The 16,657-nt window shown below is 69.3% G+C and carries 10 protein-coding genes; 2 read left to right on the forward strand and 8 right to left on the reverse strand.

The annotated features are described in order from the left end of the window. The first annotated feature begins 481 nt into the window (after positions 1-481). Together QHF84_RS05765 and QHF84_RS05770 are read left to right on the forward strand one after the other, a co-directional pair. Positions 482-922, forward strand: coding sequence for an acyltransferase (locus QHF84_RS05765; RefSeq protein ID WP_281312161.1), 441 nt, complete (start codon positions 482-484; stop codon positions 920-922). Positions 923-987: 65 nt separating this feature from the next. After that, entirely contained in the window at positions 988-1,356 is a 369-nt protein-coding gene (locus QHF84_RS05770) for a hypothetical protein (protein WP_281312162.1), read from the forward strand. Between the two features lie 313 nt (positions 1,357-1,669). On the opposite strand, the gene QHF84_RS05775 is transcribed toward QHF84_RS05770, so the two are convergent. The 8 genes from QHF84_RS05775 to QHF84_RS05810 all read right to left on the reverse strand — a co-directional run bounded on the left by QHF84_RS05775 (position 1,670) and on the right by QHF84_RS05810 (position 16,544). Continuing rightward, complete coding sequence (locus QHF84_RS05775; RefSeq protein WP_281312163.1) at positions 1,670-3,169, reverse strand: L,D-transpeptidase; 1,500 nt, start codon at positions 3,167-3,169, stop codon at positions 1,670-1,672. A gap of 112 nt (positions 3,170-3,281) precedes the next feature. Beyond that, a complete protein-coding gene (locus tag QHF84_RS05780) occupies positions 3,282-4,106 on the reverse strand; it encodes a hypothetical protein (RefSeq protein WP_281312164.1) in 825 nt (274 codons plus the stop codon). 29 nt (positions 4,107-4,135) lie between these two features. Then, a complete protein-coding gene (locus tag QHF84_RS05785; protein WP_281312165.1) occupies positions 4,136-7,558 on the reverse strand; it encodes a hypothetical protein in 3,423 nt (1,140 codons plus the stop codon). Positions 7,559-7,639: 81 nt separating this feature from the next. Then, positions 7,640-10,228: a hypothetical protein gene (locus QHF84_RS05790; protein WP_281312166.1), complete on the reverse strand. Its 2,589-nt coding sequence runs from the start codon at positions 10,226-10,228 to the stop codon at positions 7,640-7,642. A gap of 21 nt (positions 10,229-10,249) precedes the next feature. Then, the gene (locus QHF84_RS05795) at positions 10,250-11,668 is read right to left on the reverse strand and encodes a hypothetical protein (protein ID WP_281312167.1); all 1,419 of its coding nucleotides are present in this window, start codon (positions 11,666-11,668) and stop codon (positions 10,250-10,252) included. Positions 11,669-11,768: 100 nt separating this feature from the next. Beyond that, positions 11,769-13,190 carry a zinc ribbon domain-containing protein gene (locus tag QHF84_RS05800; protein ID WP_281312168.1) on the reverse strand — a complete coding sequence of 474 codons (1,422 nt, stop codon included), beginning with the start codon at positions 13,188-13,190 and terminating at the stop codon, positions 11,769-11,771. Beyond that, positions 13,187-15,016 carry a hypothetical protein gene (locus QHF84_RS05805; RefSeq protein WP_281312169.1) on the reverse strand — a complete coding sequence of 610 codons (1,830 nt, stop codon included), beginning with the start codon at positions 15,014-15,016 and terminating at the stop codon, positions 13,187-13,189. The genes QHF84_RS05800 and QHF84_RS05805 overlap by 4 nt, the downstream gene beginning before the upstream one ends. A gap of 67 nt (positions 15,017-15,083) precedes the next feature. Continuing rightward, positions 15,084-16,544, reverse strand: coding sequence for a glycogen/starch synthase (locus tag QHF84_RS05810; protein ID WP_281312170.1), 1,461 nt, complete (start codon positions 16,542-16,544; stop codon positions 15,084-15,086). Between the last annotated feature and the right edge of the window lie 113 nt (positions 16,545-16,657).

Below are 16,657 nucleotides of genomic sequence, written 5' to 3' on the forward strand. Positions count from 1 at the left end.
CGTCTTCGAAGCCGCAACCAGCGAGCAACGCAAAGGCAACCAATCCACCAACGAGCCAAGAGAGAGGACGCATGGGAGACGGCTGAGTTTGTCGAGGTGTCGGGAACCGCTCGACACGCTGACACGAGCACACGACCCGCGGATGCGCTGGTGCTCGCCCTCTTGGCCGCTCGTTGGTGGTCCCGCGACGGAGATGAACCAGCTCGACGCGCGCACGACGGTAAGCTCGCCGCCCCCGAGCGGCCTTCCCTACCTCCCCCCTTCCCTTGCACGTGCCCTTGACTTTGGCCCGCACGTGCGCCCCCACGCCCCCGCCACCCTGTGCATCGTGACAGATCGTCCACGACGCTGGGACGTCGGGCACGTTCGAGACTCACCTGCCTCTTGCGGTCTCTTGGTGTTTCGTCCAAACATCGCTTGGCGGACGGACGCCACAAAAGTTCGCCAGGTCCGAGCGACCGGGATACTTCCAGGTACCATCATGAACCACTCGCGTTACATCACCGCCCTCTGCGCTGCCGTACTGCCCTTCGCTCTGCTCGTCGTGGCCAATGGCTGCGGCAACAAGGAAGAAGAAACCCCGCCGCCCGTGCAGTCGGCCGCCCCGGCCCCGACGCCGACGCCGGCCCCGACGCCGACGCCGCTCGTGGTCGAGGAGGACGCAGGCTCGGACGCCTCGGACGCCGGCGAGGACGCGGACGCGGGCAAGAAGGTCGTCGGCACGGGCGATTCGACGGGCATCCGCGCCTGCTGCGCCGCCCTCCGTCAGAACGCGAACTCGGCGCCGCTCGATCAGAAGGCCAGCTACCTGGCCGCCGCCGGCATGTGTGACGGCCTCGTCAACTCGCCCGAGGGGCGGCAGGCGCTCACCGCGGTCCGCAACATGCTGAAGGGCGCCGGCGCGCCCGCCGCTTGTAAGTGAGACGCCCTCGCGTCCCGAGCGCCCCAAACCGCCGTTCGGCGGAGGCGAGCCCGCGCGCACGTCGCGTGGCCCTCGCCGCGGCGCTCGGGTTCGTGCTCGCGTCGCTCCCTTCCCGCGACGCGAGCGCGCTCGAACCCCCGCCGAACCCGGGCCGCACGAAGATCACCTCCGGCATCGCCTTGATGGTGAGCGGAGCGGTCGTCACCGGTCTCGGCGCGGGGATCTACGTCGCGAACGAAAACGCCGATCGCGCCGCATGTGTCCCCTGCGCGAAGTCGTCCTGGATCTTCCCGACCGTGCTCATGGGCATCGGCGGCGCCATGTTCGTCGCGGGCATCCCGGTGTTCGTCCTCGGACAGGTCGAACGTTCCCGCGAGCCCGCCGCCGTCGTCTCCCTCGGCCCGTTCGGCGCGTCGGCGCGGTTTACGTTCTAGGACCCGTAGCGCCGGGGTTTCACCCCGGACCCGAGCAGGGGCTATCCGCCCCTGCACCCGGACCAGCGCAAGCGCTGGACCCGTGGCGACAGCGCGCGATGCGCGCTGTCGACAGGGAAGACGTCGCCAGCACGCAGGGCAGCGCTGCTATCTCGATAGGCAACGCCGCTCGTGGTCTTGCCACCGGCCCCGTCGGAAGAACTGCGCATCGCGCAGTTCTTCCGCCCTCGGTCCAGGCCGTGCCTGGTCCGGGGTGCAGGGGGCGGACAGCCCCCTGCTGGGGTGCGGGGCCACGCCCCGCTCCGCTCCGCTCTCAACCGCCGTGGGTCCAGACGAGCGTCCCACCTTCGAGGTTGACGGCGCCGTGCCATTCGGGGGGGACGACTGGATCGGTCCAGTCGAAGAGCCATTTGGCGTCGGCGGGGGCGAGGTTCACGCAGCCGTGGCTGCGCGGCTTGCCGAACTCGTCGTGCCAGTACGCGCCGTGCAACGCGTAGCCCTCGTGAAAGTACTGGATGTAGGGCACGTCGCGTAGGTCGAACGAGTCCGACCCCTCCTCGCCGTCCATCGTCCCGGAGACGTGCTTCGCGTGCACGTAAAACACTCCGCGCACGGTGGCCGTCGTCTTCTCGGGATCACTCATCCCGCCGCGCCCCGTGGACACGAGCGTCGCGAACACCGGCCGCGTCCCCTCGTACGCCACGAGGAACTGCTTCTTGATGGAGACGTCGATCCACTTCTTGCCCGCGCGCGCGTGCCCGACCGGATCCTCGCGCGGCGTCGCGATCAGCATCGTCTCGGCGGGCAGCCAGAACCCCTCGGTCGTCTCCCACAGCCCGCGCTCGCCGCCCTTCGTTTTGCCCGTCAGGATCCAGCCGGATCGCCAGGGCGCGATGCCGCTCTCGTGCATCCGACCGTCCGCGCCTTCCACGAGCTTCGTCGCGCCGTGGGAGATGACGATGCCGGGCACGCCGGGTTTGTCCACGACCACGCCGTGGTGCGCGCTGATCTTCGCGGGCTTCGTGCGATCGAGCGGGATGAGATCGAGCTCGGTCGTGAGGCCGAACTTCCGTTCCGTCCACTCGAAGGCCGTGACGAGCCCGAAGGCCGACTCCTCCTTCGCGCGGCCGGCGTGCACGGTGTAGCGGAGCGGCTCGACGGCGCCGTAGGGCTTCGGGAGATCACGGCCTTCGGCGAGGAAGGTGGGCACGGTGTCGAGCGGGACGTTCGGCGTGATCGCGAGGCGGATGTGCTCGCGCACGGTGGGCCCTTCGACGCGGCGCTGATCCTTGTCGGTCGGCAGACGGAAGTAGAGATGCGGCGCGGGGGAGCGCGACATCACGTAGGCGTAGGGCAACGTGGCGGCGCGGTCGGGTCCGCGCAGGGCGGCCTGGATGACCTGGTGGTCGAGCGAGAGCGTCGCGCCTTTGCCCACGCACACGTAGCCGCGCGGCACGATCCGGTACCAGCCGCCTTCGCAGCGCTTGGTGCCGGCGGACTTTTCGGCGCGCTCGACGACGGCGCCGGCGCGCAGGTAGCCGAGCTTCGTCGAGCGATCGTCGGGCGCGACGTAGATCCAGGTCCGCATCGCGATGCTGCCGATCTTCGCGCCGTGACCCGGCTCGGTCTCCTCCTCGGTGCGTTTGTCCGCGGCGACGGTGCTTTCGGGCTTGTCGGGGCGCTTCAGCGTCGTGCCGGGCAGGGCCCGATCGAGGACGCGCCCCGGCGGATCCTCGACGTTGCCGCAGCCCGGGAGAGCGAGCAGCAGGGCGAGGAGCGCAGGCCTTCGGGAGGGACGCGCGCGCAGGGACATCGGGGAGGTTCGCCGCTGCTTAGGACGAACGCGGCGCTTGGGCAACGTCTTGGCGAGGGGACCGCCGGGAAGGGTGATTCAGGTCACGGAGAGGCGAACGGGCGGGCGTGGCTCAGCCGCAGGTGCCGTTGGAGCACGACATGCTGAGACAATCCGTATTCTTGAGGCACTTCTTTCCGGGGGCGCATTTCACGCAGCTCCCCGCGCAATCGACGTCGGACTCGGCTCCGTTCTGCACGCCGTCGTTGCAGGTCGGGGCGATGCACGCGCCGTTGATGCATACCTTCGAGTCGCAATCCGCCCCGATTTTGCAACCTTGGCCGGCGCTGCATCTCTGCGCGCAAGATCCGCCGCAGTCGACGTCGCTCTCGTCGCCGTCCTTGATGCCGTTGGAGCACGAATCCATGCAGACGCCGTCCTTGCATTCGGCGACGCAATCGGCCGTCACCATGCACGCCTGTCCGCTCTGGCACCGCGCGATGCATTCGCCGCCGCAATCGATGTCCGTCTCCGTGCCGTTCTTCACGCCGTCGTCGCAGGCGAAGCACTGGTTCACAGCCACGTCGCACGTATAGCCGAGCCCGCAGTCGAAGGTCCCGAGGCACTGGACGCAGACGCCTGCGAGGCATCGCCCGAACCCCTGCGGCGCGGATGCGTTTGGACAAATCCCCGCGCCGACCGGCGCGTGCGCGGGAATCCCTCCCGCGCAGGTGTCTTCCGTGCAGGGGTTTTCGTCGTCGGGGATCTCGGTGTCGTCCGGCGCCGAGACGTACGCCCCGTCCTTGCATTCCATGCGGATGCAATCGCCGGGATCGGTGGGGTCGATGGCCCCCTCCTCGCACGGCCCCGGGCCGTTCGCTTCGAGCTCCAAACATCCGCCCATCCAGACGACCACCGCCGTCAAGAGGAGCCCCCCCACGCGACGTCCCGCTGCCATGCGCACACCTCGCCCGCGATTGGCCTCGCTTACGGCTCGCACACGTCGTTCACGCAGTTGTTCGAGAAGCACTGCTCGTTGCCATTGCATGCGAAGCCCGTATCCCCGAGGCACACGCCTGCGCCGTCGCAGACCTCGAGATCCGCCGCGGCGCACGTCCCGTCGGTCGTGCCCGCCGGGACCGGCATGCATTGGCCCTCCATGCCGCCGAGGCCGCAGGAGAAGCAATCGTCGGCGCAGGCCTCCATGCAGCAGAAGCCGTCCGCGCAATGGCCGCTCGCGCAGTCCGCGCCGTCGGCGCACGTGTCGCCGATCTCGCCGATGCACATGCCCGCGCCGTCGCAGGTGCCGGGCATCGTGCACTCCATGTCCGGGTCGGTGCCGAGCGTGATCGGCCCGCAGACGCCGTCGACGCCGCTGCCTTTTTTCACCGCCGAGCACGCCTCGCAGGTGCCCGCGCAGGCGTCGTCGCAGCAGACGCCGTCCACGCAATTGCCGCTCAGGCACTCGGCGTCCGCGCCGCAGAGCTTGCCCTGCGTGGTCTTGCACGCGCCGGCGCCGTCGCAGACCTCGTCGGCCGCGGCGCATGTGTCGTCGTTTTGGCCGCTTCCGACGAGCGAGCAGACGCCCGGCGTGGCCGCGAGGTCGCATGCCATGCACGTGCCCGCGCACGCCGTATCGCAGCAGACGCCGTCCACGCAATGCCCGCTCAGGCAATCCGTGCCGTCGCTGCAAGCCGACGCGTTCTCTTGTTTGCAAGAGCCCGCGCCGTCGCACGACTCGGTCGTCCCCGTGCACGTGCCCGGATCATCCTGCCCATCCGCGACGAACGAGCAGACGCCGACCGAGCCCGCGACGTTGCATGCCAAGCAGGTGCCCGTGCACGCCGTGGCGCAGCAGACGCCGTCCGCGCAATGCCCGCTCAGGCAATCCGCGTTGCCCGCACACGCCGCCGCGTTCTCCTTCTTGCAACCGCCCGCGCCGTCGCACGACTGAGTCATCCCGGAGCACGTGGCCGTATCGTCCTGCCCCGCGGGGACGAACGTGCAGATGCCCTGCGAGCCCACGAGGTTGCATGCCTGGCAGGTGCCGCCGCACGCCGTGGCGCAGCAGACGCCGTCCACGCAATGGCCGCTCAAGCAGGACCCATTGTCCGCGCAGCCCTCGCCGTTGGCGAGGGCACAGCCCATCGCGCCATTACAAGCGCTCTCGAAGGGGCACTCCCCGTCCGGGTTGCCGCCCAGCGGGATCGGGCTGCAGACGCCGTTCACGCCGCCCGTCTTCGCCGCCGAGCACGCCTGGCACGTGTCCCCGCAGGGCGTATTGCAGCAGACGCCGTCCGCGCAGAATCCGCTGAGGCAGTCCGCGGCCGCGGCGCACGTCTCCCCTGCGATTTTCTTGCAAACGCCCGCGCCGTCGCAGGACTGGTTCGCCCCGGCGCACGTGCCCGTGTCGTCCTGCCCATTCGCGACGAACGAGCAGATGCCTGCCGACCCCGCGAGATTGCACGACTTGCACGTGTCCGTGCAATCCGTGTTGCAGCAGACCCCATCCACGCAATGCCCGCTCAGGCAATCGCCGGAGGCCACGCAAGCGCCGCCGTCCTTCGCCTTGCAGGCGCCCGTCGCGTCGCAGGACCGGCTCCCCGCGCAGATGTTCGTGGGGTTCGTGTCCTCCGCAGAGACGAGCGGCGCGCAGGTGCCGACACTGCCCATCAGGTTGCACGCGAAACACGCGGTATCACAGGCGCTGTTGCAGCAGACGCCATCCGCGCAGAAACCGCTGACGCAATCGACGGCGCCCGTGCACGACTGGCCGCTGTCCCTCTTGCACGTGCCCGCGCCGTCGCAAGCATTCGTGCCCGTGCAGGTGGGCGCGTCCTCCGCCGCCGCGGGCACGTTCGTGCACGTGCCGAGGTTGCCGGGGACGTTGCACGCCTTGCACGTGCCGCTGCAGGTCGTGTTGCAGCAGACGCCATCCACGCAGAACCCGCTCAGGCAATCGACGCCGCTGGCGCAGACCTGCGAGGGGCCCTTCTTGCACACGCCCGCGCCGTTGCACACCGTGCCGCCATTCTGGTTGCACGCGGCGTTGACGGGCCGGTTCGGGTTCGACGGCACCCCGGCCGAGCTGCACACGTCGTCCGTGCACTCGTTGTCGTCGACGGGTTTGTCGTTCGTGTCGGGCGACGTGACGATGTTGCCCTGGCCGTCACACTCGACGACCTTGCAATCGAGGGCCGTCTGCCCGTCCGGCAAATCCGTACCCTCGGCCGTGTAGCTCACGCCGCACTGGTTGTCGATGCACGTGCGGACCTTGCAGAAATCGTCGGTGCCCTCGCATTGCGCGGCCTCGTTGCAGCCGACGCATTTCCCGCCGCCGTCGCAGTAGAGCCCGGCGCCGCACGCCGTATTCAGCGCCTCGTTCGGGAACGTCGGCGTCCCGTTCGTGCAGACGTTCTTCGTGCAGGCGTTGTTGTCGTTCGGCAGGTCGGTGTCGTCGACGATCTCCTTCGTCGCGCCCGCGCCGTCGCACACGACCCGCATGCAATCGCCGGTCGTCTGGCTGTCGAACGTGGTCCCGTCCGGCGCGAACGTCTGCCCACAGACGTGATTGTCGCACGTGCGCTTCTGGCAGACGTCGTCCGGCGGGAGGAGCACGCAATCGGCGGGCTCGTTGCACTCGACGCACGTCGACGCGCCGTCGCAGACCTCGTTTTTCCCCGGCTCGCAGGGCTCGCCCGCGGTCACGGGCGGGTTCGTCGGCGCGCCCATCGTGCACACGTCGAGCGTGCAGGCGTTCATGTCGACGGGCAGGTCCGTATCGTCGGCGACGGCCGTGTCCTCGCCCGCGACGCAGATGTGCTGCAAGCAATCCCCGGGCACGGGCACGTACCCCGGCGTCGGCAGGCCGTCGAGGTCCGTGAACATGCAGAGGCTCGTGCCCGCATTGCAGGTGTCCTCGGTGCAAGGATTGCCGTCGTCGCACGGGTTCTGCGGGCTGCACTCGACCGAGCACGCTCCGCCCTGGCACGTGCCCTGCGCCGTCCCGAAGAGGCAACTCGTCCCGTTCTGCGCCGGCGTATGGACGGGCGCGCCCATCGCACACGTGTCGCCCGTACAGCTCTCGCCGTCGTCCTTGATGTCGGCGTCGTCGTTCGTCGTGGTGAGGACGCCCGCCACGCAATCGATCCGCTGGCAATCGCCGGCGGTTTGTCCAGGCAATGGCCCGTCCTCGAGCGGCACGAGGACACACGTCCCGTCATTCCCGCATACGTCGACCGTGCAGGGGTTCTGGTCGTCGCAGTTCGCGTTGACGACGCAGGCCTTGGTGTCCTCCGGCGGTAGGGACCCGTTGGTATCGAGCCCACAGGAGGCGATCTGGGCGACGACCGCGGCGGAGAGGAGCGTGGTGAGGAGGACGGAAAGGCGACGGGGGCGGTTCGGCATCATTTTTTACGTTTACGGAATCGAAGGTCGAACGAAGGCGCCGCCGCCACGCGGCATGGCGGCGGCACGATTCTCACGAGCCGTCTACTGGCACTTGTTCGAACCCATGTTGCAATTGTTGCTGGCGCAATCGCCGTCGGCCGAGCAACCCTGGCCGTTGTCGAGCTTGCACGCGCCCATGCCGTCGCAGCTCTTTTCGTTCGTGCACGTGTTCATCGGGGAGTTGTCCTCCGAGAACTTCATGATGTTCACGCAGGAACCCGACGAGTTGCACTGCATGCACGTATCGTTGCACGCGCTCATGCAGCAGACGCCGTCGGCGCAGAAACCGCTCAGGCAATCGGTCGCGCCGTTGACGCAGGCCGCGCCGAGCTCACCCTTGCACTCGCCCATGCCGTCGCACGATTGAGACGCGCCGACGCAGGCGTTCGCCGGGAAGGTGTCGTCGTTGCCCGGCGGGATGTTCGAGCACATACCGGGGCTGGCGGGCACGTTGCACGCCTGGCACGTCCCCGTGCAGGCGTTGTTGCAGCAGACGCTGTCGACGCAGAAATTGCTCAGACAATCGGTGCCCATGGAGCACGAGGCGCCGTTGTCCGTCTTGCAGCCGCCATTGCCGTCACAGGACTTCGTGCCGGTGCAGGTCATGCTGGCGTTGTTGTCCTCCTGGCCGGAGGCGATGTTGACGCAGAGCCCCTCGCTGCCCGTGATGTTGCACGACTTGCACGTCCCGGTGCAGGCATTCTCGCAGCACTTGCCGTCGACGCAGAAATTGCTCAGGCAATCGCCGGCTGCGCCGCAGGTCGTCCCATTGGATTTCTTGCAGACGCCGGAGCCGTTGCACACGCTGCCATTGTCGCACGTCATGCTCGCGCTGACGTCCGGCTGGCCCGCGGGGATGTTGGCGCAATTGCCCTCGCTCCCCGAGACGTTGCACGCCTGGCAGGTCGTGTTGCATGCGGACACGCAGCACCGGCCGTCGACGCAGAAGTTGCTCACGCACTCGTTCGCGGCGCCGCACCCTTGCCCGTCGTCCTTCTTGCAGGCGGAGTTGCCGTTGTTCGTGCCGTCGCACGAGCTCGCGCCCGTGCACGACGGCGCGTCTTCCTGCCCCTTCGGGACGGGGCTGCACGTGCCCAGGCTCCCTGCGAGGTTGCACGCGCGGCACGTGCCGTTGCAATTCGTCGAGCAGCAGACGGAGTCGTTGCAGAACGTGCTCGCGCAATCGGCCCCGGCCGCGCAGCTCTTGCCGGGCGACTTCTTGCACTGCCCTGCGCTGTTGCAGACGTCGCCGCCGTTCTGATTGCACACCGCGCCGGCCGGCTGGTTCGGGTTCGACGGCGTGGTGCCGTTGCACGTATCCTGCGTGCAGTCATTGCCGTCGACCTTGGGATCCGTGGGATCCGCGACGGTGACGACGTTGCCCGCGCCGTCGCAGACCAGGCGCTTGCAGTCGTCCTCGGTCTGGCCGTTCGGCAGCGCCGTGTTGTTCGCCGTGTACTCGAAGCCGCAGGTGTTGCTGATGCACGTCCGCTTCTTGCAGAAATCGTCCGTGCCCTGGCAATCGGCCGCTTCGTTGCAACCGACGCAGTTGCCTGTCGCATTGCAGACCTGGTCCATGCCGCAGGACGTGCCCTGCGCGATGGGCGTGGACATCGGTTTGCCGCCCGAGCAGCTATCGTTCGTGCACGCGTTGCCGTCGTTCGGCTTGTCGGTGTCGTCCGTGACCTCCGTCGTCCCGCCATTGCCGTCGCAGACGATCTTCTTGCAATTGCCCGCGGTCTGGAGGGCCGGGCTCGCGAGCGTGTCCGTACCCATGTAGCTCTTTACACAGGTATGGTTCATGCAGGCGGCCTTCGTGCACTCGTCCTCGGCGATGATGCCGATGCAATGAATGGCCTCGGTGCACTGGACGCAGTTGGCCGCGCCGTCGCACACGTCCGTGTCCTCGGGCGTGCAGGGCGTGCCCGAGGACGTGGGCGGGTTCGACGCGGCGCCGTTCATGCAGACGTTGTCCGTGCAGGGATTCACGTCGACGGGCACGTCCGTGTCGTCGATGACGTCCGTGTCCTTGCCAGCGACGCAGATCTTCTGCTTGCAATCGCCCGGGGGCTGCGTGGCGCCCGGCGTCGGCAGGCCGTCGATGTTCGTGAAGACGCACGTGCTCGTGGCGATGTTGCAGAAATCATCCGTGCAGGGGTTGCCGTCGTCGCACGGGTTTTCGGCGTCGCACGTGATCTGACACACGCCCATCTCGCACGTGCCGGTCTCGTTGCCGCGCTGGCACGCGCCGCCGTCGGGCTTGTGCTCGTTGCTCGGGGTGCCGGCCGTGCAGGCGTCGTTCGTGCAGGGCTCGTTGTCGTCGGGGATGTCCGCGTTGTCGGTGACGGTGACCTCTTTGCCAGCCGAGCAATCGATCCGCTGGCAATCGCCGACGGTCTGGGCCGGGTTCGGCCCATCGGCGATCGGCGTGTAGACGCAGATCTTCTCGTCGCTGCACGTATCGACGGTGCAGGAGCTTTGGTCATTGCAGTTCGCGGCGGACTCGCAGGGCTCCGTGGTCTGCGCGGGCTTCGAGCCTTCGGTCTCGAGGGCGCAGGACGCAGCTTGCACGAGGGCGGAGGCCACGAAGGCCGTGGCGAGCAGGGCGGATAAAAAGCGGGGGCGGGTCATCGTTCGGCCTTCGGAGAGGGTTCAGTTGCAGATATTGTTGACGCAGTCGTTGATGCAATCGTTGTTTCCGTTGCACTTCTTGCCCGCCGGGCAATCCGAGCACGGGCCACCGCAGTCGATATCGGTCTCCCCGCCGTTCTGGACCTGATCATCGCATACGGCAGGGGCGCACGTGCCGCCCTTGCAGACACCATTGACGCAATCCGTCCCCACGTTGCAGGTGTCGCCGTTGGAGCACTTCTGGCTGCAGATGCCGCCGCAATCGACGTCGCCCTCGGTGCCGTTCTTCGTGTTGTCCGAGCAATCCACGCAGAGGCCGCCGTCGCATTCGCCAGCGCAATCACTGGTCACGTTGCACATCTGGCCACGCTCGCACCGCTCGATGCACTCACCGCCGCAGTCCACGTCCGTCTCGGTGCCGTTCTTCGTGTTGTCGTCGCAGCTGAAGCAGACGTTGACGGTCGTGTCGCACGTGTGCCAGTTCGGCCCGCCCCCGCAATCGGAGGTCTGCGAGCACCCGAGGCAAACGCCGTTGCCGTCGCACTTGCCCATCCCCGTCGGGTTGTCCTGCGTGGCGCATTGCGAGAGCGCCGGGAGCGCGGGGTTCACCGGGGCATTCATGTCGTTGCACTGGTCGGCGGTGCAGACATTGCCGTCGTTGAACGGATCCGACGTATCGGCGTTCATCACGATGGCCCCGCCCTGGCAGACCTTGATCTTGCAGTCGCCGGTCGACTGATCACTCGTGGGCAGAGGCATCCCTTCATTGAGCGGCGTGGCGACGCATTGCTTGTCCTTGCACGCCCAGTCGCTGCAGAAATCGTCGACGGGGCAATCCGTGTCGCTGCCGCAGCCGATGCAGACGCCCATGTCGTTGCACGTGCCGTTCGTCCCGCAGGGCTCCCCGCTCGCCGGTACGTGGCTCTCCTTGCCGCTCGCGCACGCGTCGGTCGTACACGGGTTCATGTCGTCCGGATCCGCGTCGTTGTCCGGCGTGAACATGCAGACCTTACCGATACACGCGTCGGTCGTGCACCGGTTCTTGTCGTCGCAATCCGCCGTATCCATGCACGGGATCTCGCATTGCCCGGACACACACTGGCCCATGCCCTGGCCGAGCTGGCACATCGTGCCATTCACCGCGGCATGCTGCGGCGCGCCGTCCGAGCAGGTGTCCTGCGTGCAGGGATTCGCGTCGTCCGGGACCTCCGTGTCGCTCGCGACCGTGACGAACTTCCCGCCCTGGCATTCTTTGCGCACGCAATCGTCGGGCGTCGTGGGATCGGTCTGCCCCGTCGTGCACTCGGTCGAGGGGTTACTGCCCTGCTGATCGAGACACCCGGGCGCGGACGCGACCATCGCGGAGGCGAGCGCGAGGATCGACACCAAGCCGAGCGAGCGAAGCTTGCTCCTCTGGAGGGAAGTCGCGGACGTGGTCATGGACAACTCCAAGGTAAGGCGCCGATGCAGGGCGCCGTCGCCAGTTTCGCCGATCTCGAGCTTCATGGGCGCAAAAAATCGGCGTTCCTCGGCCTCAATCTCAGGGCCGCCGCAAGACCGTCACGACGCGCGCCGACGTCGCCGCCACGAGCGCGAGACGCCCCGTGGGAGCGACGGATACCACGTGCGATCCCTCCCCCGTTTGCAGCGTCGAAACGATACGCAGCGGCTCGCCCCCGAGCACGACCGTGGTCGCGCCCTTGCCACGAGGCCCGCCGCCGAGCGCGACGAGGATCGTCCGGCCCTCCGGCGAAAGCGCGGCCGAAGAAGGAACCCCGCCGAGCGCGACCGTGGCGAGGACCTCGCGATGTTCGAGGGACACGAGCGTCGCCTCCCCCGCCGCGCCAATGACCACGGCGCGATCCCCGGGCCACGGGAATGCCGCGATCGGCTGCGGACCCGCAGGCGCGAGGCGCGGCTCTGTCCCCACGGAAAACCCGAGGACCTTCGCCGTCGCCCGATCGAAGAGGAGCGCGCGCTCGGACGACGCCGCCGGAGGGACGGCCGAGGCGCGTGGTTCGAGGAGCGAGGTCCAAGCAGCACGCGCGCCGCCAAAGGGTTTTGTCGCGGGATCGAGCACGATCACGGAGCCCGGCTCGGTGGGCGCGCGCCCGTCGAGGAGCACGAGGAGCCGATCGCCGGCCGAAGACGAAAGGGGCGCGATGCCACGAATCGGGGTCGGGAAGAAGATTTCGCCGTCGGCCGCGAGCTCGGGGCCCGCGAGGCGGACGACGCGGCTGCCCTGCGCGCTCGCGACGATGACGACGGCGGGATCGCCGCTCGCCGCGACGTCGAGCGCGCCCTTCACGTCGATCTTCTTCGAATGGGCCGCCGGCGCCGCGCCCGAGAGCCACGACGCCGTGTTCACGACCGGCAGGCCCGTGGAGACGCCGAGCACGGCGAGCCGGCCCCCGGGGAGCCGCCGGAGGCCCGTGCCCTTGCCCGGGAGGCGCGCGCGGGCCTTCTCGGCGCCGGAATCGAGGGCGTGCGCCCGGAGCGTGCCGTCCTCGCAAAGCACGAAAAGCATCGCCTCGTCGTCCGCGACGGCGACGTCAATGGGCGGCGCGTCGAGGCGAAGGGTCGTGGCCACGGCAAACGCGGCGGGCGCCTCGGGCGCAGGTGGCGGCGTGTCCGCGGCCGGGGCGGCCGAGGCCGAGGACGCAGCGCTCGCGGAGGCCGCCGGGGGCAGCGCCGCGGACGAGGCGGCGAGCGCAGGCGGAGGAATCGTGACGGGCGGGCGTTTGCCGCCGAGGCGGCCTTGCGAGGCGAGGACGGCCGCGCCGCCGGCGAGCATGCCGAAGCCGCCGAGCCCCGCCGCGAGGAGCACGAGCCCGAGCGCGCCGAACTGCACACGGCTGCCCGCGAGCTTGGGCGAGCTCACCCACGCGCGGCACGAGGGGCATTTCGTCGCGCCCGACCGGATCGTGAGCGATCCGCATTTGGGGCACTTGGTCTTGCTCACCGGAGCACCCACACGCGGCGCGCACGGGCGGAAAACGCCGTCGCGCTGCCGGAGTCCTTGCCGAATCGGATGCTCGTGACCTCGTCGGTGACCTCGACACGCACGGGCTCGCCGGTCGCGAGATCGACGACGTACACTGCGGGGGAAGGCGCGCCCGTCACGACGAGCGCCTGATCCCCGGCAGGCGAGATTTCCAGCGCCGTGACGGGGCTGCCGAGCTCGAGGCGCGTGTCCTGCGTGAGCGTGGCCGGCGCATGCAGCGAGAGCGCGCGTCCCGCTCGGCAGCCGACGACGAGCGTGCGAGGGGCGGCCCGGACGAACACGGGATCCGTGCAGGTGTCGCGAGAAAGATCGGGCGGCGCGAGCAGGCCCTTTCCTTCGAGCGGGACGCGGGCAATACGCGAGGAGCCGAGCGCGACGAAGGCAAACCCCGACTTGACGGCGACGGACGCGACGGGATCACCGAGCGAGAGGCGGCGGACGAGCTGCGCGCTCGGCGGCGTGAGCGGCGCGAAGACCTCGATCGCGTCGGGATAGGCGCGCGGGCGTGGATCGGCGACGCCCGCGACGGCCCAGGTGCCTTCGGCGTCGACCGCGACGGCGCTCGGAATGGCGCCTCCGAAGCGGAAACGCGCGATCTCGACGTGGTGCTCGGTGCCGACGACGAGGACGCTGCGATCGACGGCCGATGGGAAGATCGCGAGGCCGGCCGCGGCGGCAGCGGCGCCCGGAAGGAGCTGGGTGCGAGGCTCGATCCAGCGCAGGACACGGAGCGTGTCGGGTTCGAGCGCGCCGATGCGGGTCTGGCCGAGCGCATAAAGCGCGCCGCCGACACGCTCGATCACGCGAGCAGATTGCGCCTCGCGCGAGCTCGTCATGACCACGCCGCTCTTCGGATCGACGACGTCGAGCGCGGCGCGACGCGCGACGGCGACGTGGCCTTGTGGCAGGAGGATCGCGGCTTCCGCGTCGGCCGCGACGTCGATTTTCGCCGCGACCTTGCCTTCGAGTCGCTTCGCTACGGCCGGCGCGGGCGCAACCCGTGCGTTTGCCGAAGGATCGGCCGGCGCGCTCGTTGCGCTCGTCGCCGCGGACGCGCTCGATCCCGGCGAGGCCGATCCGCCCGGCGAAGACGCGGCGTTCGCCGAGGGAATCTCGACCCCCGCGCGGAGCCCGTCCCCGCGCACGGAGAGCGCGCCTCCGAGGAGCGGTGCGAGCACGATCGCGAACCCGAGGCCCACGAGGCCCGCCACGCGCGAAAGACCGAGCCGCGGCTTCGCGATGCCCACGAACTCGCCGCACATGAGGCAGCTCGTGCTGCCGACCATGACCGGTTCGAGGCAATACGGGCACGTGAACGTCGACATCGGGCGCTTGCGGATCGCGGTCGCGCCTTCGAGTGCGGCAGGAAAAACGGCCGTGCCGCGAATCCAGCCGGGGACGCTGACGAGCGAGACGCCCGAGGAGATCGGGATGCGGCCGGTCATGAGGCCACGCACCACGAACGCGCCCGTCACGGGGCCCATGACGCCGTCGGTATCCTCGACGAACCAGAGGAGCTTGTCCCGCGCCTGGGGATCGAGCTTGGCGAGGTCGCGCGGCAGCGCCTCGGCGACCGTCCCCTCGGGCGCATCGGGCGGGCTCGGCGACGGGAAGAGGTCCGAGAGCGGATCCCACGCGGCGCCGGGGAGGAACCGCTTGCAGCCTTCCATACGGAAGAGCGGGTCCTTCAGCGTGCCCCCGCCGATCTCGCGACGGACCGCCTCCAGCCGCATGGGTCCGCGGATGTTGCCCTGCTCGGAGACGAAAAATTCGACGTTGGACACAAGCGCCCGAAAGGGGCGCATGGACTGTACTACGAAGCGTCCGTCCGCCGCATCTTCTCGGCGAAAGCTACGCCATGCGCTTCGCGACAGCCGAGCGATACACGTGCACGTAGCGGCGCGCCGGTCGATCCCAGCCGAGGTCGAGCCGCATCACCCGGCGACGCAGAGCCGGCCACCGGGGCGAGGTCATGGCGGCGAGGGCACGCTGGACCGCGCCGACGAGGTGCGTCGAGGTCGGTTTGTCGTACAAGAACCCCGTGCCCGTCTCGAGCGCCGCGTCGCAATCGACGATCGTGTCGAGGAGGCCGCCCGTCCGATAGCCGACCGGGAGCGCGCCATAACGCTGCGCGTAGAGCTGCACGAGGCCGCAGGGCTCGTACCGCGACGGGACGAGGACGATGTCCGCGGCGGCATAAAGGCGGTGCACGAGAGCCTCGGCGGCCTCGCCGAGGAAACGCGCGCGCTCGGGCGCCTTGGCGACGGCGGCTTCGAGCTTCGTGACGATCGCGCGATCCCCGCCGCCCGCCACGACGACGCTCGCGTCGCTCTTCAGGATCTTGGGCAGCGCGGTGGCGAGCAGATCGCCGCCCTTCTGCGGGGAGATGCGGCCGACGGAGACCACGAGCGGGCGCTCGATGTCGATCGGGAGCCCGAGCTCGGCGAGGAGCGCGCTCTTGCAGCGTGATTTGTTCGTCGTGTCCTCGGCGTCGTACCGCGCAGGCAGCGCCGGATCGGTCATCGGGTTGTACACGGCGTAATCGATGCCGTTCACGATGCCGACGATCTCGTTCTCCTTCGCCCGCGCCGCGAGCACGCCGTCGAGGCGCTCGCCCTGATCGGGCGTGAGGATCTCGCGGGCATACGTCGGCGACACCGTGGTGATGGCGTCGGCGGCGAGCAGGCCCGCCTTGAGGAAGCTCACCTTGCCGTAAAACTCGAGCAGCGAAGGCTGGAAGTGCTCGTCGCCAAGGCCGATGACGCGGAGCGCCTCGCGCGGGAAGAGGCCCTGGCGCGCGAGGTCGTGGATCGTGAGCACCGCGGCCGGGCGCGCGTCGCCCTCGCGATCACGCAGGAGGTACGGGACGAGCGCCGACGGCCAGTCGTGCGCATGCACGACCTCGAACGGGGTGCCCGCGAGCGCGCGCTGGCGGACGAGCTCGACGACGGAGAGCGCGAACACGCCGTACCTCCGCGCCGCGGCGAGATCCCCGTCGTCCTCGTCGGCGATGCGCGACGGGCCCTCGCTGAAGAGCCCCGGCACGTCGAAGAGCACGAGCTCCACGCCCGATCCGAGCCGCCCGTCGAAGACCGTGACCTCCACGCGCTCGCCGCCGATGGTCAGGACGAGCGGGGTCAGCCTGCGCGCGATCATCACGCCGGAGGCTTCGATCCCAGGGTAACGCGGCAGCGCGAGGGTGACCTTGTGCCCGAGGAGCCGGAGCGCCTTCGAGAGCGACGCCACGACGTCGGCGAGGCCGGTGACCTTCACCATCGGCGCGATCTCGGAAGCGACGAAGAGGATGTCCATGCGCGGGCGGGTGTAGCACGACTCGCGGCCGCGACGTAGAGCGAGCGTGCATCAGAAGGCCGACCGACGAACGCGGGCGGTAGCCCCGAGCGGCAGGCAGGCTAGGATGGCGA

The sequence above is a fragment of the Polyangium sp. y55x31 genome, from assembly GCF_029946505.1.
Classification (GTDB): domain Bacteria; phylum Myxococcota_A; class Polyangia; order Polyangiales; family Polyangiaceae; genus Polyangium.

What these genes read in the sequence shown, in the direction of transcription:
- QHF84_RS05810 (WP_281312170.1), bottom strand. Translation starts at nt 16,544, where the DNA reads ATGGACATCCTCTTCGTCGCTTCCGAGATCGCGCCGATGGTGAAGGTC.
- QHF84_RS05785 (WP_281312165.1), bottom strand. Translation starts at nt 7,558, where the DNA reads ATGATGCCGAACCGCCCCCGTCGCCTTTCCGTCCTCCTCACCACGCTC.
- QHF84_RS05790 (WP_281312166.1), bottom strand. Translation starts at nt 10,228, where the DNA reads ATGACCCGCCCCCGCTTTTTATCCGCCCTGCTCGCCACGGCCTTCGTG.
- QHF84_RS05795 (WP_281312167.1), bottom strand. Translation starts at nt 11,668, where the DNA reads ATGACCACGTCCGCGACTTCCCTCCAGAGGAGCAAGCTTCGCTCGCTC.
- QHF84_RS05780 (WP_281312164.1), bottom strand. Translation starts at nt 4,106, where the DNA reads ATGGCAGCGGGACGTCGCGTGGGGGGGCTCCTCTTGACGGCGGTGGTC.
- QHF84_RS05775 (WP_281312163.1), bottom strand. Translation starts at nt 3,169, where the DNA reads ATGTCCCTGCGCGCGCGTCCCTCCCGAAGGCCTGCGCTCCTCGCCCTG.
- QHF84_RS05765 (WP_281312161.1), top strand. Translation starts at nt 482, where the DNA reads ATGAACCACTCGCGTTACATCACCGCCCTCTGCGCTGCCGTACTGCCC.